Source organism: Streptomyces sp. NPDC020898 (genome assembly GCF_044333925.1).
In the GTDB taxonomy this organism is placed as follows: Bacteria; Actinomycetota; Actinomycetes; order Streptomycetales; family Streptomycetaceae; genus Streptomyces.
The window spans coordinates 471,665-491,230 of record NZ_JBIRRV010000001.1; the positions used below are offsets into that span (position 1 = coordinate 471,665).

19 protein-coding genes are annotated in these 19,566 nt (G+C 71.5%); 8 read left to right on the forward strand and 11 right to left on the reverse strand.

Translation table 11 applies throughout. The annotated features are described in order from the left end of the window. The first annotated feature begins 11 nt into the window (after window positions 1-11). Together ACH4TV_RS02110 and panB are read left to right on the forward strand one after the other, a co-directional pair. Window positions 12-977, forward strand: a complete 966-nt coding sequence (locus ACH4TV_RS02110) for an expansin EXLX1 family cellulose-binding protein (RefSeq protein WP_398393278.1) — start codon at window positions 12-14, stop codon at window positions 975-977. 632 nt (window positions 978-1,609) lie between these two features. After that, the gene (panB, locus tag ACH4TV_RS02115; protein ID WP_398393280.1) at window positions 1,610-2,479 is read left to right on the forward strand and encodes a 3-methyl-2-oxobutanoate hydroxymethyltransferase; all 870 of its coding nucleotides are present in this window, start codon (window positions 1,610-1,612) and stop codon (window positions 2,477-2,479) included. Between the two features lie 458 nt (window positions 2,480-2,937). Here panB and ACH4TV_RS02120 read toward each other — a convergent pair whose 3' ends face one another. The 5 genes from ACH4TV_RS02120 to ACH4TV_RS02140 are packed head-to-tail and all read right to left on the reverse strand — an operon-like array spanning window position 2,938 to window position 7,097. Continuing rightward, complete coding sequence (locus ACH4TV_RS02120; protein WP_398393282.1) at window positions 2,938-3,513, reverse strand: hypothetical protein; 576 nt, start codon at window positions 3,511-3,513, stop codon at window positions 2,938-2,940. Then, window positions 3,510-4,904, reverse strand: coding sequence for a hypothetical protein (locus ACH4TV_RS02125; protein WP_398393284.1), 1,395 nt, complete (start codon window positions 4,902-4,904; stop codon window positions 3,510-3,512). Before ACH4TV_RS02125 ends, ACH4TV_RS02120 begins: the two co-directional genes overlap by 4 nt. Then, window positions 4,901-5,710, reverse strand: a complete 810-nt coding sequence (locus ACH4TV_RS02130; protein WP_398393286.1) for an ABC transporter ATP-binding protein — start codon at window positions 5,708-5,710, stop codon at window positions 4,901-4,903. The genes ACH4TV_RS02125 and ACH4TV_RS02130 overlap by 4 nt, the downstream gene beginning before the upstream one ends. A gap of 23 nt (window positions 5,711-5,733) precedes the next feature. Then, window positions 5,734-6,558, reverse strand: coding sequence for a zf-HC2 domain-containing protein (locus ACH4TV_RS02135; RefSeq protein ID WP_398393288.1), 825 nt, complete (start codon window positions 6,556-6,558; stop codon window positions 5,734-5,736). After that, entirely contained in the window at window positions 6,555-7,097 is a 543-nt protein-coding gene (locus ACH4TV_RS02140; RefSeq protein WP_398393290.1) for an RNA polymerase sigma factor, read from the reverse strand. Before ACH4TV_RS02140 ends, ACH4TV_RS02135 begins: the two co-directional genes overlap by 4 nt. A 152-nt stretch (window positions 7,098-7,249) precedes the next feature. Between ACH4TV_RS02140 and ACH4TV_RS02145 the strand changes: the two genes are divergently transcribed. Beyond that, on the forward strand, window positions 7,250-8,278 hold the full coding sequence (locus tag ACH4TV_RS02145) for an ATP-binding cassette domain-containing protein (RefSeq protein WP_398393292.1): 1,029 nt from the start codon (window positions 7,250-7,252) through the stop codon (window positions 8,276-8,278). Continuing rightward, window positions 8,275-9,120, forward strand: coding sequence for an ABC transporter permease (locus ACH4TV_RS02150; protein ID WP_398393294.1), 846 nt, complete (start codon window positions 8,275-8,277; stop codon window positions 9,118-9,120). The genes ACH4TV_RS02145 and ACH4TV_RS02150 overlap by 4 nt, the downstream gene beginning before the upstream one ends. Before the next feature lie 19 nt (window positions 9,121-9,139). Here the strand turns inward: ACH4TV_RS02150 and ACH4TV_RS02155 are convergent, their stop codons facing one another. Beyond that, a complete protein-coding gene (locus tag ACH4TV_RS02155; RefSeq protein ID WP_398393296.1) occupies window positions 9,140-12,745 on the reverse strand; it encodes an AfsR/SARP family transcriptional regulator in 3,606 nt (1,201 codons plus the stop codon). A gap of 201 nt (window positions 12,746-12,946) precedes the next feature. Between ACH4TV_RS02155 and ACH4TV_RS02160 the strand changes: the two genes are divergently transcribed. Next, window positions 12,947-13,747, forward strand: coding sequence for a site-2 protease family protein (locus tag ACH4TV_RS02160; RefSeq protein WP_398393297.1), 801 nt, complete (start codon window positions 12,947-12,949; stop codon window positions 13,745-13,747). Here ACH4TV_RS02160 and ACH4TV_RS02165 read toward each other — a convergent pair. The 3 genes from ACH4TV_RS02165 to ACH4TV_RS02175 are packed head-to-tail and all read right to left on the reverse strand — an operon-like array spanning window position 13,737 to window position 15,811. Continuing rightward, a complete protein-coding gene (locus ACH4TV_RS02165; protein WP_398393299.1) occupies window positions 13,737-13,916 on the reverse strand; it encodes a hypothetical protein in 180 nt (59 codons plus the stop codon). The two genes, ACH4TV_RS02160 and ACH4TV_RS02165, sit on opposite strands and share 11 nt — an antisense overlap. Before the next feature lie 58 nt (window positions 13,917-13,974). After that, window positions 13,975-14,700: an NADPH-dependent F420 reductase gene (gene npdG, locus ACH4TV_RS02170; RefSeq protein ID WP_398393301.1), complete on the reverse strand. Its 726-nt coding sequence runs from the start codon at window positions 14,698-14,700 to the stop codon at window positions 13,975-13,977. 37 nt (window positions 14,701-14,737) lie between these two features. Beyond that, window positions 14,738-15,811 carry an exo-alpha-sialidase gene (locus tag ACH4TV_RS02175; protein WP_398393303.1) on the reverse strand — a complete coding sequence of 358 codons (1,074 nt, stop codon included), beginning with the start codon at window positions 15,809-15,811 and terminating at the stop codon, window positions 14,738-14,740. 130 nt (window positions 15,812-15,941) lie between these two features. Between ACH4TV_RS02175 and ACH4TV_RS02180 the strand changes: the two genes are divergently transcribed. Beyond that, window positions 15,942-16,544: a hypothetical protein gene (locus ACH4TV_RS02180; protein WP_398393305.1), complete on the forward strand. Its 603-nt coding sequence runs from the start codon at window positions 15,942-15,944 to the stop codon at window positions 16,542-16,544. A 120-nt stretch (window positions 16,545-16,664) separates the two neighbouring features. Here ACH4TV_RS02180 and ACH4TV_RS02185 read toward each other — a convergent pair whose 3' ends face one another. Further along, window positions 16,665-16,901 (reverse strand): hypothetical protein, encoded by a 237-nt coding sequence (locus ACH4TV_RS02185; RefSeq protein WP_398393307.1) that lies wholly within the window; start codon window positions 16,899-16,901, stop codon window positions 16,665-16,667. A gap of 60 nt (window positions 16,902-16,961) precedes the next feature. Here ACH4TV_RS02185 and map point away from each other — a divergent pair, with 60 nt between their 5' ends. After that, window positions 16,962-17,819, forward strand: coding sequence for a type I methionyl aminopeptidase (gene map, locus ACH4TV_RS02190; RefSeq protein WP_398393309.1), 858 nt, complete (start codon window positions 16,962-16,964; stop codon window positions 17,817-17,819). 162 nt (window positions 17,820-17,981) lie between these two features. Continuing rightward, window positions 17,982-18,635, forward strand: coding sequence for a heme oxygenase (biliverdin-producing) (locus ACH4TV_RS02195; RefSeq protein ID WP_398393311.1), 654 nt, complete (start codon window positions 17,982-17,984; stop codon window positions 18,633-18,635). Between the two features lie 241 nt (window positions 18,636-18,876). Here ACH4TV_RS02195 and ACH4TV_RS02200 read toward each other — a convergent pair whose 3' ends face one another. Then, complete coding sequence (locus ACH4TV_RS02200; RefSeq protein ID WP_398393313.1) at window positions 18,877-19,521, reverse strand: PhzF family phenazine biosynthesis protein; 645 nt, start codon at window positions 19,519-19,521, stop codon at window positions 18,877-18,879. Window positions 19,522-19,566: the final 45 nt, after the last annotated feature.

Sequence of the window (19,566 nt, forward strand, 5' to 3'; positions counted from 1 at the left end):
AACGGATGAAAATGCAAGAGACACGCCAGGCCGCGCGACAGCGCAGGAGCAGGCGCCGGCTGCTGGTGGGCACCGCCGCGGGGCTGGTCGTCACCGGTCTTCTCGCCTGCCTGGTCATGACGATGCAACCTGACGGCACGGAGAATGCCGGGCCGGCCGCGGCTACGGCCGTCGTCAACTCCCAGGAGACCGTGCCGCCGACGCCGCCGACGCCCTCCGCCTCCCCGTCCGCCGCCTCCGCGACCCCGTCGGCCGGCGCCGCGACCCCGTCGGCCGGTGCCAAAACCCCGAAGGCCGCCTCGATCCCGTCGGCGACGCCGTCATCGGCCTCCCCCCGGACGGCTCCGGCCACGTCGTCCCTGGTCGGACGGATTCGGCCCAACGCCACGTACCGGGGAGACGCGACCGTCTACGCGGCCGAGGTCGGGGACGGTGCCTGCTCGTTCGGCCCCAGCGACGACATGATGATCGCGGCCATGAACGAGACCGACTACGAGACGTCCTCGGCCTGCGGGGCGTACGTGCTCGTCCGCACGGCGAACGGCGCTTCCGTCACGGTCAAGATCACCAACGTATGCCCCCTGCCCTGTGCACCGGGGCAACTCGACCTGAGCGAACAGGCCTTCGCCAAACTGGTCCCCATCTCGACCGGTCGGATCCCGATCACCTGGAGCCTGTTGAGCCCCGACGCGGTGGGCACGATCTCGATCCGCTACAAGGACGGGTCCAGCCAATGGTGGTGCGGCATTCAAGCGCTGGGCCACCGCAACCCGCTCGCTCGGCTGGAGGTCCGCAGCGGCAGCGGCTGGCGTCAGCTGGCCCGCACCGGCTACAACTACTTCCTCTCTGAGAACGGCAGCGGGTGTGGCGGCGCGATCAGGATCACCGACATCTACGGAGAACGACTGACCATCGACGCGGTCGCCGTGCGCCCGGACGTCGTGCAGTCGACAGGGGTCCAGTTCGCCCGGCACTGACCCCGTCGCAGGCTGAAGGCGGTGGGCTTGGCGAAAGCGCCGCTGGTGGCGCCCTGGAACCCGAAGGTCTCCGCGGCAACGCCCGCAACGGCAACAACCCCCCGGGCTCACTGCCGAACTCGCCGCCGGCCGGACACTGGTTCGCCGCCCAGTTCCAGGAACTGACGCGCAACGCCTACCCGCCGCTGCCGTGACCTGCTGACGCGGTGTGTGACCGCCGGAATCGGTCCGCTCGGCATGACCGAGGGACGGATCCCGGCGGGCACGCCCTGATCGAGTCCATCGCACTCTGGCACCGCGGCCAGGCGGCACGAGACGAGACAGGTACGGCCGCGCCGCCCGCACAGCATCCCTGCCAGGTCAGCTCGTCACGGAGCCGTCGGCCAGGGCCCGGTCGACCACCTGCTCCACCCGCTTCAGGCAGGCCGGGTCGACGGTGTGGCCCGGTGCTCCGCCCTGGTGGTCTCGCCACGCCACAGGGCAGGGGCAGGGCCGGGCCGCGCGAGACGTTCGGCACAGGGGGACCCGGCCCACGGGCGACCACTAGCCGATCCCTGACGCGAGGTGTCACCATGGGAGTGATCCGGGGACGCCGTCAGGGTGCCTCGAGATGATTTGAAGGAGCCGTTGCGATGACGCAGCTTCAGCAGCCTGCCCACAAGACCTCCGACAGCAGCAACAACGCGCTGTACGGAGGCAAGGGCACCCGCCGCATCACGGTCCGCGACATCAACGCCGCCAAGGAGCGCGGCGAGAAGTGGCCCATGCTCACGGCGTACGACGCGGCGACCGCGTCCGTCTTCGACGAGTCCGGTATCCCGGTGCTGCTCGTCGGCGACTCGGCGGGCAACTGTCACCTGGGGTACGAGACGACCGTGCCCGTCACGATGGACGAGATGACCATGCTCTCGGCAGCCGTCGTACGGGGCACCAGTCGGGCCCTGATCGTCGGCGACCTGCCCTTCGGGTCCTACCAGGAGGGGCCGACGCAGGCGCTGCGGTCGGCGACGCGACTGGTGAAGGAGGCGGGGGTCGGTGCCGTCAAGCTGGAGGGCGGCGAGCGCTCGCACCGCCAGATCGAGCTGCTGGTCGAGTCCGGCATCCCGGTGATGGCCCACATCGGCCTGACCCCGCAGTCCGTGAACTCCATGGGCTACCGGGTCCAGGGGCGCGGTGAGGAGGCCGCCCAGCAGCTGCTGCGGGACGCGAAGGCCGTGCAGGACGCGGGCGCGTTCGCGGTGGTCCTGGAGCTGGTGCCGGCCGAGCTGGCCGCCGAGGTCACGCGCACGCTGCACATCCCCACGGTCGGTATCGGGGCGGGGCCCGACACGGACGCGCAGGTGCTGGTGTGGACGGACATGCTCGGGCTGACCGGGGGGCGCGTGCCGAAGTTCGTCAAGCAGTACGCCGATCTGCGTGAGGTCATGGGGAACGCGGTGAAGGCGTTCGCCGAGGATGTGACCGGCGGAACGTTCCCGCTGGAGGAGCACTCGGTCCACTGATCTTTCCGACCCGCTGACCCTCTGACCCTCTGACCCGACAAGCCACTGCGGCACCATTGCAGCCCGCCGACTTCCCCCATCGGCGGGCTGCACCCGTTTTTCGCCCCCGCCGCCCTTACCCGTCCCATCCCTGGGGGCTGCCCCCCAGACCCCCCTTTCGCGCTGGACGCGCTCGTCCTCAAACGCCGGACGGGCTGGAAATGCCGACCGGCGCTTGAAGAGGTACCGCCTGGACTGGAGACACGACGGGAGCGGGTGGATGGGAAAGAAGCTGGGGCTGAACGGGCCTTGTCCTCAAACACCGGACGGGCTGGAAATGCCGACCGGCGCTTGAAGAGGTACCGCCTGGACTGGAGACACGACGGGGGCGGGTGGGTGGGAAAGAAGCTGGGCTGAACGGGCCTTGTCCTCAAACTCCGGACGGGCTGATAGTGCGGGCCGGCGCTGGAGGGGTCCGGTTACCGTCTCGGGCCCGCTATGGCGTAGGCCATGGTTCCGGTGGCCGTGAGGAGGAGGGCCGTCCAGGTGGCCGCCGGGGTGCCGGAGGGCAGCAGCATCCAGGTCGCCACCTGGGTCGGCGTACTCGTCGGAGGCGGGGCGAAGAACGAGAACGAGAGCCAGGCGAACGGCGGCGTCCATGCGTAGGGGCCGCCCGAGATCGCCGCGCCCAGGGCGACCAGTCCCATCAGGCCCGCGCTGTCCCGGACGACGAACGCGGCGGTGGCCATGGCCGCGCCCATGGCCTGCACCGCCAACAGCCCCGCGGCCACGACCGCGCCGGCGAGCAGCACATGCGCCGCTCTGCGCGGCACCCAGCGGATCGCGGCGGTCCGGTCCAGCGCGAGATCCTGCCCGCTGAGCCCGATCGAGGCCGCCATCGCCCCGGCGGCGAGGACGAGGACGGGCAGCCGCGGGTCACCGGGGCCCTCGCCCCCGTCCCGGGCGAGTGCCCACACCGCCACCGTGCTGATCAGCAGCGCGGCGAGCGACGCGGGTACCTGACGCGAACGCGCGTACAGCGTCAGCCATCTCACCGGGACGCACCGCCTTTCAGCGCGTCGAACGCGTCGCCCTCGCAGGAGAGCGCGGCAGCGCGCATCGCGTTGATCCGCGAGAGCTGCTCGGCCCGCGGAAGCGCCCTGAGTTCCTTCCACACCGGGCGGGCCTCGGCGTCGACCTCGCGGCGCATACTCGTCGGCGTGCCGCTGAGCGGCTTGAGGTCCCCGAGGACCCAGCCCACCGCGACGGTCCGCGCGTAGTCGTCTCCCCCGAAGCCGCTCCAGCCGACGGGGGTGCACCCTGGCACCATGCCTTTGGCGATGAGGGCCCAGGTCAGCTCCTCGCCCTTCGCGGCGGCGACGATGGGGTCGTCGAAGTCGAGGAGCACGGTCGTACGGGACCACTTCGGCGTGGAGCCCTCCGGCAGTACGGCGGTGTTCTCCCGGATCGAGACCGGCGCCCGGTCGCCCAGGGCACCGTGCAGCAGGCGCAGCGCCTCCTTGCCGGGAGCCGCGAGGTCGGCGAGTCGCGCCTGCTGCGTCTTCGTCACGCACACCGGGCCGTCGCACACCAGCTCCGCGGCGGCCTCGTCGACGACGTACATCCGGCGCGGGTCGGAGGGCAGGACGAGCAGGGCGATCGCCGCGCCCGCCAGGACGGGCGTCAGGGCGGTCAGCCGGGCGCGCGGGGTCGCGGCGACCAGCAGCGCGAAGCCGGTCGCGGCCATGCCGAGCAGCCAGATCGTCTGCCCGACGTGCACGGAGGCGGAGAGCGTGACGAACGCCTGGCGCACCTCTTCCCCCGTCGGTGACAGCAGCGAGACCCGGTTCGGCTCCGTGCTCGTGAGCCCCTCCGCCGTGGCCGTCTGCGTCCGGCCCAGCGACATGTGCATGAGGGCCGTGAACACGAAGGCGGTCATGGCCAGCGCGGGCGGGGTGAGCGGGGACGGCAGTGCCCGCCCGGCACCCATGCCCAGCACGGCCCCCGCGACGAGGAAGAGCGCCCCCACGAGCGAGATCGGCAGCCATCCGAGGTGCGTGTACTCGGTGTGGGCGAGCACCTGGACCCCGCCCACGAGGACGAGGAGCCCGAAGGCCGAGGCCAGCGTGATCGCTGTCGCGCCCGCCAGGGTGGCCGCCCGATGCCGGGCGGGCCGGGGCGTACTCGTCAGCAGTTCGGCCATCTTCGAGCGGTGGTCGCGCAGACCCTGCAGCGCCCCGAGCCCCACGGCGAGCGGCCACAGGTAGAACAGCAGGGAGCGGGTCCACAGGGCCATGGGCGTCCACTGGGCCGTCCACGCCGTGGTGCCACTCCACCACTGGCCGTTCAGCAGGTGCAGGAACGCCAGCGCCGGCGCCAGGACCATGACGCCGGCCCACGGGGCGACGGAACGCCTCAGTTCGATACGCAGGACGCGGCCGTTCACCAAGTGCCCCTTCCCTGCTCGGGGTTGAGCAGCAGCGCCGAGTAGCCGCGCTCCAGCGGGCTGTCACCCACGTGCTCCGGGCCGCCGATCGAGGCCAGCTCGTCCGGAGGGCCCTGGAAGACCAGTCGGCCCTCGGCGAAGAGCACCACGTCGGTGCAGGCGACGGCGACGTCCTCCACCAGATGGGTCGAGACGAGCACGCAGGTGTCCGTACCAAGCTCCTGCAGCAGCTCGCGGAAGCGCAGCCGCTGCGCCGGGTCCAGTCCGACCGTCGGCTCGTCGAGGAGCAGGATCGTCGGGTCGTTGACGATGGCCTGGGCGATGCCGACCCTGCGCACCATGCCACCCGACAGGGTTTTCATCCTCTCGTCGGCGCGGTCCGCCAGGCCCACGCGCTCCACGGCGCGCTGCACCGCCGCGGGGATGTCCGCCTTCGGCACCTCCTTCAGCCACGCCATGTACTCGACGAACTCGCGCACCGTGAAGCGCTTGTAGTAGCCGAACTCCTGCGGCAGGTAACCGATCCGGCGGCGCAGCGCACGGTGCTCGCCCCTGCCGCCCACGGACTCGCCGAGCAGCTCCAGGGTGCCTTCGGTGGGGCGCAGTACGGTGGCCAGCGTCCGGATGAGGGTGGTCTTGCCCGCCCCGTTGGGGCCGAGGAGTCCGTGGACGCCGGTGCCCAGCGACAGGTCGAGGCCGTCGACGGCCATCCGTTTCCTGCCGACCCTGACCTTCAGTCCGGTGGCCCGGATCTCCCAGGCGTAGGCCGTCGGTGCGATGTCGGCCGCGCTCACGGCGGAGGTCATGGGCGGTCCTGCCTTCCTGTTGGTCATCGATGGGCTCCCAGCACGGAGTACGCGCCTCTGCGGGCGATCACGACAGCGATGCCCAGCGCGAGGATCAGCCCCCACGCGGGCAGACCGTCCGTCCGCAGGGCGAAGGTCGTCCGGCCGGCGGCCAGGGTCGGTGCCACGACCACGGCGGCCCATACGGCGGCCAGCGCGACGGCGGCGCGGGTCACACCGACGACACCGCCGAGTGCCAGGGTCGTCGCGGTGAAGGCCAGACAGGGCAGCAGCCACTGGGCCACCATCACCCCCGTCGCCCAGCCGCCGACCAGCAGCGCGGGGACGACCACGCCGAGCACGGACGCGGTGCGCCGCAGCACCAGATGGAGCCCGGCCCTGGGCACCGAGGCCGTCAGCTCGTACGCCGGGTCCAGACCGCGCGACCAGGACGCCGCGACGCCGAGCACGGGCAGGACCGGCGCGAGCAACAGCACCAGCGACACCTCGCCGGCACCGGAACCGGGGCCGATCAGGTCGAGCAGCAGGGCCAGCAGTGTCACGCCCACGACCATGGCCAGCCACGGCACCATCGTGGGCGTCATCCACCTCGACAGCCGCGCCGACCAGCGCCGTCCGCGCGGCATCGTGGCGGTGACCGCCAACCGGGATTCGAGACCGGACCACACGGTGTCGACCAGCGACGCCGCAGCGGGCACCCCGGCTTCGACGGCGGCGGACAGCCGGTCGCGGCAGACCCGGCACGTCTCCAGATGGGCCTCCACGGCCCACACCTCGTCGGCGGCGAGGTCCGTACCGCCGCGCGCGTAACCCTCGATGATCCGCGTCGACGCGTGTTCCACACTCATGCCAGCGCCCTCCGCATCGCGAACCGGGCCCGGCGGGCACGGGTCTTGACCGTGCCCTCGGGCAGCCCGAGCAGGACCGCGGTCTCCCGGACGGACAGTCCGTCGAGCACCATGGCCTGCAGTACCTGTCTCAACTCCGGCGCGAGGCACCGCAGCGCGTCCCCGACATCACCGCCGACGGTCTCCGCGAGCGCCAGCTCCTCGGCGGCGGGCGCTGCTTCGGGCACGGCGGCGGCCGGCGGCGGCTCCGCGTGGTGGGCCCTGCGCCGGAACGCGTCGACCAGACGGCGCGCCGCGATCGTCCACAGCCAACCGACGGCGGACCCGCCGACCGCGGCCCCGGCGAACGCACCCGCCGCGCGCCACACCGCCAGATACGTCTCCTGCATGACCTCGGCGACGATCTGGTCGTCCACACACCGGCGGCGCAGCCGCACCGCCAGCCACGGCGAGGTACGCCGGTACAACTCCTCGAACGCCGCACGGTCGCCTCTGGCCACCAGCCGGACAAGGCGCTCCTCGTCCAACTCGTGCAGCACTGCCCTGACTGATCTCACACCTGCTAGACGCCCGGGCCCGGCCGCAGGTTTTCCCCTCGACGTGATCCCCGCCACAGGATGGATCCCGGCTGTCGGCCGGTCTGTAGGTGGTCTGTCGGTGGTCTGTCGGTGGGGGGTGACAGGTTCGGTTCATGACGCGAATCGACAACCACCCCGCAGGCGGGGCCAAGAGTGCCGTTTCCGTGCGGGGGCTGGTCAAGCACTACGGCGAGACCAAGGCGCTGGACGGCGTCGACCTGGACGTGCGCGAGGGCACCGTGATGGGTGTGCTCGGGCCCAATGGCGCCGGCAAGACCACCCTCGTACGCATCCTGTCCACCCTCCTCCAGCCCGACGCCGGGCACGCCACTGTCGCCGGATACGACGTCCTGCGGCAGCCCCGGCAGCTGCGGCGCGTGATCGGGCTCACCGGGCAGTACGCCTCCGTGGACGAGAAGCTCCCGGGTTGGGAGAACCTCTATCTGATCGGGCGGCTTCTCGACCTGCCCCGCAAGGACGCCCGCGCCCGGGCCGACGAACTGCTGGAGCGGTTCTCGCTCACCGACGCGGCCAAGCGCCCGGCGAGCACGTACTCCGGCGGAATGCGGCGCCGGCTCGACCTCGCCGCGTCGATGATCGGGCATCCCGCCGTCCTCTTCCTGGACGAGCCCACCACCGGCCTGGACCCGCGGACCCGCATCGAGGTGTGGGACGAGGTCAAGCGGATGGTCGGGGACGGGGTCACCGTCCTGCTCACCACCCAGTACATGGAGGAGGCCGAGCAGCTCGCCTCCGAGCTGACCGTCGTGGACCGCGGCAAGGTCATCGCGAAGGGCCGGATCGAGGAGCTGAAGGCGAAGGTCGGCGGTCGCTCGCTGCGGGTGCGCCCGGTCGATCCGGCGCAGCTGCGGCCTCTCGCCGCCGCGCTCGACGAGCTGGGCATCACCGGGCTCGCCGCCACGACCGTGGACGACGCCCGGGGCGACGTACTCGTGCCGATCCTCAGCGACGAGCAGCTGACCGCGGTGGTCGGCGCGGTCTCCGCGCGCGGGATCACCATCTCCTCGATCACCACCGAACTCCCCAGCCTGGACGAGGTGTTCCTGTCCCTCACCGGCCACCGTGCCAGTGCCCCGCAGGACGCCACGCCCGCCGACATCCGAGAGGAGGTCGCCGTATGAGTGCCGCGACCGTCACCGTCAATGACAGCAAGGTCACCGACATCACCGACATCAAGGGGGATGCCCGGATACCGCTGCGCGGCCATCTGCGGCACACCGGGGCCCTGGTCCGCCGCAATCTGCTGTGGATCCGGCAGGATCCCGAGTCGATGTTCGACGCGCTGCTGATGCCGATCGTCTTCACCCTGCTGTTCGTGTTCGTCTTCGGCGGCTCGATCGGGCAGGCCCTGGGCGGCGGGCAGGACGGGTACGTGCAGTACGTGATCCCCGGCATGATCGCGATGATGAGCATGACGCTGTCCCAGGGCGTCGGCACCGGCTTCAGTCAGGACTTCAACTCCGGTGTCATGGACCGCTTCCGGTCGATGCCGATCGGGCGCGGCTCGGTGCTGTTCGCGAAGATCTCGGTGGAACTGGTCCGGATGCTGTTCGCGACCACCGTGCTGATGATCGTCGCCGTCCTGGTCGGTTTCGACATCGTCCACTGGCTCGGTCTGTTCGCGGCCGTGGGCCTGGCCACGGTGTTCGCCTCGTCGATCATGTGGGTGTTCCTCACCCTGGGCGTGATCCTGAAGAACGCACAGTCCGTGCAGGCGATGGGCTTCCTGGTGCTGTTCCCGTTGCAGTTCGGTTCGTCGATCTTCGCGCCGACCCAGTCGATGCCGGGCTGGCTCCAGGCCTTCACCGACTACAACCCGCTGTCCACGCTCGCGGACGCGGCGCGCGGACTGATGGTGGGCGGTCCGGTGGCGCACGACCTGTGGGTGACGCTGGCCTGGTCGGCGGCGATCACGGCGGTGATGGCGCCGGTCGCGATCCACAAGTTCCGCACGAAGAGCTGACGTTCACGGCTCGTCCGCGTCAGACCAGGGCGGTGGCCTCCTCCGGCGAGAGGCCGCCGCCCTCCGCGTACGCGGCCTCGTACGCCTCGTCGCCGATCACGGCGCGGACCGCGCGGACGGCGCGGATGCGGACCTCGCGATCGGGGTTCCCGGCGATGTGGCCGGGCGGCAGCATGGCGTCGGCGGCGCCCAGGCAGCGCGCCCCGTCGCGGGCGCGGCTGCCGCCGTCGATGCCGGCGAGGGCGGCGGCGGCGACGGTCAGGAAGGAGGAGCGCATATGGGGGGCGATGGCGCGGGACAGCCCGTCGTCGGCCTGGGCCATCGCCTGTCCGGCCTTGTCGAGGCCCTCCTCGTAGCGTCCCTCCTCGATGTCGAGCCAGGACTCCGCACCGAGGATGAACGCGTCGAAGACGACGAACGAGGCGGCTCTGAACTCCTCGCGCAGCAGCCGGAGGTGCTCGCGCGCTTCCGGGACCCGGCCGGTGATGCCGAGCCGGCCCGCGAGGAAGAGCCGGGCGGCGGGCAGCGCCTCGTGGGTCGACCCGTCCGCCTCCTCGATCACCTCGCGCAGCAGCCGTTCGCCCTCTTCGGTCCGGCCCGCCTCCAGGAACGCGTTGCCGAGGCGGGCGGCGAGCACGGTCCGCTGGGCGCGGGCGCCGAGCCGTTCGGCCAGGTCCATGGCCTCCCGGAAGTCGACGGCGGCAGCGTCGTACTCGCCCTTCCTCTCATGGGCCTCGCCGCGCGCGGAGAGCGCTTCCGCGGCGCCCCAGTCGTCGCCGAGGCGACGGAAGATCTCCAGCGACTCGTCGGCGTCACGGGCCGCGTCGCCCGCCCAGTCGCTGCGGTTGGCGAGGATGTTGGCACGCATCTGGAGACAGCCGGCGAGTTCCCACTCGTAGCCGGGCTCCGTGTCACGGCAGGTGCGGACGGACTCGTCGACGATGACGCGCAGCCGGTCCATGTCGCGGGTGAGCATGATTGCGTAGCACCAGAGGAGGCCGGGGAAGCGGCAGGTCTGCGGGAAGCCTGGTTCGTAGACCTGGGTGATGGCGTGCAGTTTCTCCTGGGCGGCGGGCGTCTGCCAGGCCTCCAACTCCGTGTCCATACAGGCGAGATGAACGAGGTGGACGCCGCGTCGGGCCTCTTCGAGGAGGTCGCCCTGCCAGGGGGGCGGGGTGTCCGTGCAGCGCTCCCACACGGGCTCGGCCGGGCGGATCGGAAGCGCGAAGGGGTCGGGGCCGAGGTTCATGACCTCGCGGGACCAGTTGCGGGCCGCGAGACGCAGATCGCGCATCTGCCAGTACCAGGAAACCGTCAGGACGAGACAGAGCGCCTCCTGTTCGTCGCGTGCGGTGACGGCGTGGCGGAGGGCGGCGCGAATGTTCTCGCTCTCCCACTGGAAGAGGTCGAGCGCGGCGCGCTGGCCGTGGCCGCGCAGCAACGGGTCGGTGGTGCGGGCGAGTTCGCGGTAGTACGTGAGATGCGCGCGCTCGGCCTCCGGGCGGGTGCCGGCTTCGTCGAGGCGCTCTCCGGCGTACTCGGCGACGGTTTCCAGGAGCCGGTAGCGCATCTCGCCGGCGCCGTTCTCGCCCGAAGGGGCGGCCACGACAAGGGACTTGTCGACGAGCGAGCCCAGCGCTTCGAGCGCGAGGGGCCCGCAGACGGCCTCGGCGGCGGCGAGGTCGCAGCCGCCCGCGAAGACGGACAGCCGCCGCAGTACGTCCCGTTCCTGCGCGTCGAGCAGGTCCCAGGACCAGTCGACGACGGCCCGCAGGGTCTGCTGGCGGGGCAGGCCGGTACGGCTGCCGCTGGTGAGCAGCCGGAAACGGTCGTCGAGCCGGTCGGCGATCTGGCGCGGCGACAGCATCCGCAGCCGGGCGGCGGCCAGTTCGATGGCGAGCGGCAGCCCGTCGAGCCGCAGGCAGATCTCGGCGGCGGCCTCCGGATCGTCCTCGACCCGGAACCCGGGCCGGGCGGCGGCCCCGCGATCCGCGAGCAGCCGCAGCGCGACGGGCTCCGGCAGCGGTTCCACCGGGCGCACCAACTCCCCCGGTACGCCCAGGGGTTCACGGCTGGTGGCGAGCACGGTGACCCCAGGGCAGCGTGCCAGCAACTCCGCGACGAGGTGCGCGGCGGCGTCGACGACGTGCTCGCAGTTGTCGAGGAGGATCAGCATCCGCCGGTTCGCGCAGTGCTCGGCGAGGCGCACGAGGGGGTCGTCGTGGCGTTCGGCGGAGGCGGCGCGCATCTCCTCGGCGCCGGCCCCGCGCAGCACGGTCTCCCGGGCACCGACGGCGGTGAGCACGGCCTCCGGTACGGCGTCGGGGTCGACGACGGGCGCGAGTTCGGCCAGCCACACCCCGTCCCGCGCCACGTCCACTTCGCGCACGGCCTCCGCGGCCTCCTGCGACAACCGCGTCTTCCCGGCCCCGCCCGGCCCGAGCAGCGTCACGAGCCGCGCCGTCGCGAGATCCCCCCGGATGGCCTCGATATCGGCCTCCCGGCCGACGAAGGAGGTGAGGCGGGCCCGGAGGTTGCCCGGGGGCGGAGGCGACGGCTGGGGTGCGGTGCGGGCCCCGGCGGAGGCTGTGGCGGACTCGGCGATGCCGGAGCGGAGGCGGCCGTCCGGCACGGGGGGCACCCCTGGGCCGGGGGTCCTCCCTGGGCCGGGGGTCCTCCCTGGGCCGGAGGCGTCTCCCGGCGCGGAGAGCGCCCCTGGGCCGGGGGTCGTCCCCGGTCCGGAAGCGTCTCCCGGCGCGGAGAGCGCCCCTGGGCCGGGGGTCGTCCCCGGTCCGGAAGCGTCTCCCGGCGCGGAGAGCGCCCCTGGGCCGGCGGGCCGCAAGGCGTGCGCGCGCGCATCGCCCGGGCCGGGGGCCGCTGGGCCGCCGGCCCGTCCGGATGTGCCGTCCGGTTTCAGCAACTCCCCGTGCAGTGCCCGTAGTTCGGGCCCCGGGTCCGCGCCGAGCCGGTCCGCCAGGAGGTGTCGTACGTCCTCGTACGCGGCCAGGGCCTGGGCCGGGCGGCCCGCGTCGCGCAGGGCGCGCAGGCGGAGGGACTGGAGGGGCTCGTCCAGGGGGTGGCTGTCGCACAGGGCGGTCAGTTCGGGGAGCGACGTGTCGGCGGCGCCCAGGGCCAGGGCGGCGGTGAGGCGGGCGCGGCGCGCGTCCAGGCGGCGGGTCTCCCAACGGGCGGCCTCGGCGGTGCGGTCAGGGAGGTCGGCGAGGGGCGGGCCGTGCCACAGGGCGAGGGCGTCGTCGAGGACGTCGGCCGCCTTGGCGGGGTCGCCGTCGGCCAGTGCGCGGGCGCCCTCGTCCGACAGACGCCCGAACCGGTGCAGGTCGACGTCGTCCGGTGTGGCGCACAGCCGGTAGCCGCCCTCGGCCGAGGCGATCGCGTCGGGACCCAGGGCGCGGCGCAGCCGGCCGACCAGTGCCTGGAGCGCGGCCGGCGCGTCGGCGGGGGCGTCGCCGTTCCACACCTCCTCGACCAGGACGCCCGCGGGCACGGTCCGGCCGGGCCGCAGGGCGAACACCGTCAGCAGGGCGCGCAGCCGCGCCCCGCCGACCGGGACGGGGGTGCCGTCGGGACGGAGAGCCTGGGTGGTGCCGAGGATGCGATAGCGCACGGGGCCATTGTCTCCGGGTGCGGTTCCGGAGCGCGCCCGGGTTTACACGCGCATGAACAGGGAGAAGTCCAGGATCTCCGGGAACCTCCAGGAACCTCCGGCCCTCGGTGGGACGTTCCCCCAGAGCACCGGTACCGTCGACCCGCCCGCACAACCCGCTAACGGCAGCTTCCCGCCGAGTCACCTCAGGAGCCCCTCTCCATGACCACCGCCACCACCCGCAACAGCGACCGGCGGATCAGCCCCGTCTTCGTCGGGATCATGGCCGTCACGGCGGTCACGGGCTGGGCCACCTGGACCGGGTTCGCCGAGCAGCCGGGCATAGCCGTCTTCCTGTTCGTGACGGCCGCGTGGATCGTCTCGCTCTGTCTGCACGAGTACGCGCATGCGCGCACCGCGCTGCACAGCGGCGACATTTCGGTCGGCGAAAAGGGATATCTCACCCTTAACCCGCTCAAATACACGCACGCGTTGCTCAGTATCGTGCTGCCGGTGATCTTCGTGATCATGGGCGGGATCGGGCTTCCCGGCGGTGCCGTCTTCATCGAGCGGGGTCGGATCAAGGGGCGCTGGCGGCACAGTCTGGTCTCGGCGGCCGGCCCGCTGACGAACGTGTTGTTCGCCGCCGTCTGCACCGCGCCCTTCTGGCTCGACGCCCTGGACGGCGTCCCCCGCGACTTCCGGTACGCGCTCGCCTTCCTGGCCATGCTCCAGGTCACGGCGGCGATCCTGAACTTCCTGCCGGTGCCGGGCCTGGACGGCTACGGGGTGATCGAGCCCTGGCTGTCGTACAAGCTCAAGCGCCAGGTGGAACCGTTCGCACCGTTCGGGCTGCTGTTCGTGTTCGCGCTGCTGATGCTGCCGGCGGTGAACCGTGAGTTCTTCCAGGCGATCTACTCGGTCCTGGACACCCTGGGCGTCGACGACCTGAACCGCTACTGCGGCGAGAACCTCTACCGCTTCTGGGGCGACACGAACCAGTTCTGCTCGATCAGCCGGTGACGGACTTCCGGGCCTTGTCCCGCTTGAAGTAGTACCAGGTCATGTTGGACGACAGGCCCGCGAGCAACACCCACACGACACCCAGGAAGCTGCCCTGGACGAAGGAGACGACCGCGGCGGCCACGGCGAGGACGCAGACGGCGAGGGTGTAGTAGGCGAGGCGGGGCATCTGGACTGCTCTCCTGTCGGGGGACACCGGGCTACGGCGTCCAGTGTCCCCCATCCGCTCAGATGTCGGTGACGCGCAGGCCCGCGTGGGCCTTGTAGCGGCGGTTCACGGAGATCAGGTTGGCGACCAGCGACTCGACCTGGTGGGCGTTACGCAGCCGGCCCGAGAAGACTCCGCGCATGCCGGGGATACGGCCGGCGAGGGCCTGCACGATCTCCACGTCGGCGCGCTCCTCGCCGAGGACCATCACGTCGGTGTCGATCTCCTCGATCTCCGGGTCCTGGAGCAGTACGGCCGACAGGTGGTGGAAGGCGGCCGTGACCCGGGAGTCCGGCAGCAGGGCGGCGGCCTGCTCGGCGGCGCTGCCCTCCTCCGGCTTCAGCGCGTACGCGCCCTTCTTGTCGAAGCCGAGCGGGTTCACGCAGTCGACGACGAGCTTGCCGGTCAGTTCCTCGCGCAGCGATTCGAGGGTCTTGCCGTGTCCCTCCCAGGGCACGGCGACGATCACGATGTCGCTGCGGCGGGCGGTCTCGGCGTTGTCGGCGCCCTCGACACCGTGGCCGAGTTCGTCGGCGGCGGCCTGGGCACGGTCGGCGGCGCGCGACCCGATGATCACCTTCTGGCCGGCCCTGGCGAGCCGGTAGGCGAGGCCCTTGCCCTGCGGCCCGGTCCCGCCGAGCACGCCGACGACGAGCCCGGAGACGTCGGGAAGGTCCCAGGGGTCCTTGGCAGGGGCCTTCGCAGGAGTCTCGGCAGGGGTCTGTGCACTGTCGGTAGAGGTCATGGGCCGACTTTACGTCCGTGTCCGTGTCGTCACTGGCTCAGGTGAGCTCTGTCACGGGTACCCGTCGGAAGGGGATCCTCTCGTACGGGCCGAAGTCGCCGGTCTCGAAGAGGAGTCCGACGGTGTCGGCGTCGATGCGGACGAGGTCGGAGTAGGCGGCGGGCAGGCCGTTCACCGTGTGCGCCGGGCGCCAGGTGGTGCCGTCGTCGGTGGAGACGCGGATGGTCATCAGGGCGCGGGCGGCGGGATCGGCGGGGGCGGAGAAGAGGAGCAGGTCGGGGTCGCGGAGTTGGAGCACGCTGGCCTGGCAGATGGGGGCGGACAGGCCGGCCTGCGGGCGGAAGGGTTTGACGAGGGTCCGGCCGCCGTCCGCGGAGTGCGCGTCGGCGCGGTTGCCGGGGGACGGGGAGTCGTTGCGGGTGTTGAAGTAGACGCGGCCGTCCGGGAGTTCGGCGGCGGTGGTCTCGTTGACGTTGATGTAGCCGTTGGTGTTCTCGTCGAGGTACCCGATGCGCCAGGTCTCGCCGTGGTCGTCGCTGAGCAGGCTGTGGCCGCTGTTGTAGCGGGCCTCGTTGCCCAGGTCCGTCCCGGTGGGCGGGATCGTGTGGTTGGCGGCGACGACGACCCGGCCGGTGCTCAACTGGATGGCGTGGCCGGGGGTGGTGGCGTACCAGCGCCACTCCGGTTTCTTCACCTGGGCGGTGATCTCCACGGAGGAGGACCAGGTGACGCCGTCGTCGTCGCTGTGCCGGACCCAGATGCGGCGCCCTTCGGCGGCCGACACGTTGCCGAGCAGGATGTCCTTCTCGGTGACCGTGCCCGAGGCACGGATGTACACGAGCAGGATGCGGCCGGTGTCGAGGACGACGGGGGCGGGGTTGCCCGCGAGGTTGGTGCCGTTGCTGGCGGCGACGGTGAGCGGGCCCCACGTGCGGCCGCCGTCCGTGGACCGCTTCAGGACGATGTCGATGTTCCCGTGGTCCAGGGCCGAGTCGACCCGGCCCTCGCAGAAGGCGAGCACGGTGCCGGCGTGGGTGACGACGACGGCCGGGATGCGGTAGCTGGCATAGCCTTCCTGGCCGGACCAGAAGGGGATGCTTGTCTCTGCCATGTACGGCTCCTTGGCGAGGACGGTGACGGTGACGGTGCGTACGGGTAGTGGTTCGTGTCCTTACCCATGTTGGGCGAAATCATGGTGAAGGGCGCGTCCTGAGTTGCCTGTTGCGGCAGGATGCGCGGTCATGGACGCCGTACGGGTTGCGTTGTTGCGCGAAGTGCTCGCCGGGACCGAGTGGTTGGGGGCGACACGGAGGTTCGCGGAGGCGTTGCGGGGGTCCGTGGTGTCGTACGGGGGCGGCTTGCTGTTGGTCGGTACGCCGGCGTACGAGCCGTGGCACCTGGCGGCACATCTGGTCGACGAGGCCGCCTGGTCGGGGACACCTGAGCTGGCCCCCACGCTCGTACGGCATGACACGCGGGCCTCCGGTCCGGGGCGGCTGTCGGTCGGGCTCGGGCGGATCGAGGCGGCGCGCCGGGGTGAGACGTTGCTGGTGGTGGCGCCCGACGAGGTGGGCGGTGTCCTGCTGGAGCGGGTTCATGACGCGCGGCGGGGTGGGGCGAAGGTGCTGGTCCTCGGGCCGGGTGAGGGCGAGTTGGTGTCGATGGCGCATGAATCGCTGGCGGTGCCGGACGGGTTGGAGCTGGACCTGGACACGATGCAGCACCTGGTGAGCGCGGCGGCCGGAGAGAACGGGGTGCCTGTCGTCCGGGGGCGGCGGGGATTCCGCGACCGCCTGGCCCGACTGGCGGACGTCCTGACGGCGCCGCCGCCGACCCGCTGGTAAAAACACAAACATTTCCCACCCAGCCAGCCACCCACCCGTCTCGGCACCTCAGCTGCCTCCGGCAGAACGACAGACGGATGGTGCGGCAGCCCCGCCAGACGGCCCCCTCAGGTCACCCCCTCAGGCCTCGTCCTCGTCCTCGCCGCGTGCCTTCGCGTCGTGCCACTTCGGGTCGTTCTCCCACTGGAGGTTGCGCTCGCGGGCCGTTTCCATCGCGTGTTCGGCCTCGGGGCGGCTGGCGTACGGACCGAAGCGGTCCTTGCCCGGGCAGTCCGGGCCCTCCTCGACCTTCTTGTGCTCCAGGCAGTAGTACCACTCGCCCGGTTTGCCGACCGTGCGCTTCTTGAACAGGGCCATGGTTCGAGCTCCTTTCGCCACGGTCATCGTCCCCCACACGGGCTCGTTAAACTCGCTGGCATGTCTGGCCAGTCGCTGCTCGTACCAGGGGAGCTCTCTCCCATCCGTTCCGTGCCCGGAAACATCCGTCGCCCCGAGTACGTCGGCAAGCCCGCGCCGACCCCGTACACCGGGGCGGAGGTGCAGACGCCCGAGACGATCGAGGCGATGCGGGTCGCCGGGCGGATCGCCGCGCGGGCGATGGCGGAGGCCGCGAAGCTCATCGCGCCCGGCGTGACCACCGACGAGCTGGACCGGGTGGCGCACGACTACATGGTCGACCACGGCGCCTATCCGTCCACGCTCGGCTACCGCGGCTTCCCCAAGTCGCTGTGCACGTCCGTCAACGAGGTCATCTGCCACGGCATCCCGGACTCCACCGTGCTGCGGGACGGCGACATCGTCAACCTCGATGTGACCGCGTACATCGGCGGGGTGCACGGCGACAACAACGCCACGTACCTGGTCGGGGACGTGGACGAGGAGAGCCGGCTGCTCGTGGAGCGGACCCGGGAGTCGCTGGAGCGGGCCATCAAGGCCGTCAGGCCGGGCCGGCAGATCAACATCATCGGCCGGGTCATCGAGTCGTACGCCAAGCGCTTCGGTTACGGGGTCGTCCGGGACTTCACCGGGCACGGAATCAACTCCTCGTTCCACTCCGGGCTGATCGTCCCGCACTACGACAGCCCCCACGCCACGACGCTCATCCAGCCCGGAATGACGTTCACCATCGAGCCGATGCTGACGCTGGGGACGTACGAGTACGACATGTGGGACGACGGGTGGACGGTCGTCACGAAGGACCGCAAGCGCACGGCCCAGTTCGAGCACACCCTCGTGGTGACGGACTCGGGTGCGGAGATCCTGACCCTGCCGTAGCCCCCTCCCTCTCCCCTTCTCCCCCACACAGTCCGCAGCCCGCTCTCTCCGGAGGGCGGGCTTCCTCGTGTGGGTCCGGTGGGGTTTCTGGGTAGGCTTTTACCGACAGCCAGTCGGCAAAGGTCTTGACTTAGGTTAGCCTTACCTCAGAGGATAGGCCTCATGGACTCATTTTCGACAGTCATCCGCACCGCGTCACACGAGCAGCACGTGGAGGCGGAGAACTCGACGTTCATGAGCGACATGCTCGGCGGCAGGCTCGGCGTGGAGGCGTACGCGCGCTACACCGAGCAGCTGTGGTTCGTGTACGAGGCGCTGGAGGCCGGCGCGGACCGGCTCGCGTCCGATCCGGTGGCGGGCCCCTTCATACAGCCCGAGCTGAAGCGGCTGGCGGCGCTGGAGAAGGACCTCGCGCATCTGCGGGGCGCCGACTGGCGCTCGACGCTCACCGCACTGCCCGCGACGCGGGTGTACGCGGAGCGGGTCTCGGAGTGCGCGCGGGAGTGGCCGGCCGGGTACATCGCCCACCACTACACGCGCTACCTCGGGGACCTCTCCGGGGGCCAGATCATCCGCGACACGGCCGAGAAGACGTGGGGATTCGCCCGCAAGGGTGATGGCGTCCGCTTCTACGTGTTCGAGGGGATCTCCAACCCGGCGGCGTTCAAGCGGGGCTACCGCGAACTGCTGGACGGGGCGGGAGTCGCCGTGGACGAGCTGGAGAGGCAGCGGATCGTCGCGGAGTGCAAGCGGGCGTTCGCCCTGAACACGGGCGTCTTCCGCGACCTGGGCGAGGAGTTCCCCCTGTCCGCGTGACCACCACCCTGGGGCTGCCGCCCCAGACCCCGCTCCGGCCCTGAACGGGCCTTGTCCTCAATCGCCGGACGGGCTGAAGATGCCTGAGCGGCGCTGGATATGTCAGCCCCGGCCGGGTAAATCCAGCCTCTCCGGCGTTTGAGGAGCGGGGGTTCGGGGGCAGCGCCCCCGAGGATGGGACGGGTAGGGGCGGCGGGGGCGAGGAAAAGCCGGCCACCCCGCACAGCCCCACCCCACAGCCTCAGCGCTCCAGGAACACCCTGCCCCCGACCTCCACCCACCCCATCGGCTGCGGCGCCGTGAGTATCTGCGACCCCTTGCCCTGGGTGATGTTGAGCGCCCGGCCCAGCTGGTGCGTGAGCAGCAGTGCCGCCGCCCCCGTCGCCTCGTCCTCCTTGATGCCGTCATCGCGGCCAGGGAAGGCGCGGGCCCGTACGCGACCGCCGGCCTCGTCCTCCCAGGCCCACGCGTAGATCCACTCCCCCGGCGGCGGCACCGGCAGCGCGTCGACCTCCGCGGCCGACCCGTACCGGCGCAGCGTCCGCTCCGGCACCCACTCCGCCCGCGCCTCGATCCAGCTGAACTCCCCGTCCAGCCGAGCCCCCACCAGCCCGGCCGGCGTGACCAGTTCGGGCACGTCGAGCAGCCAGGCCGTGCCGACGCAAGGGTGGCCGGCGAAGGGCAGGCGCAGGGTCGGCGTGTAGATGTCGATGATCCCGCGCTCGGGGTCGTCGACGAACACGGTCTCGCTGAACCCCAACTTGGCCGCGAACGCCTGCCGTTCGCTCCGCTCGGGCATGACCGAGCCCTCGCGGATCACGCCCAGCTCGTTGCCGTATCCCCCGTTGGGCGAGCAGAAGACGCGGAGTACGTCGTAGTCAGTCACGCGCGCATTCAAACACCCAGGTGGCAGCCCTCACCAACTACGCGT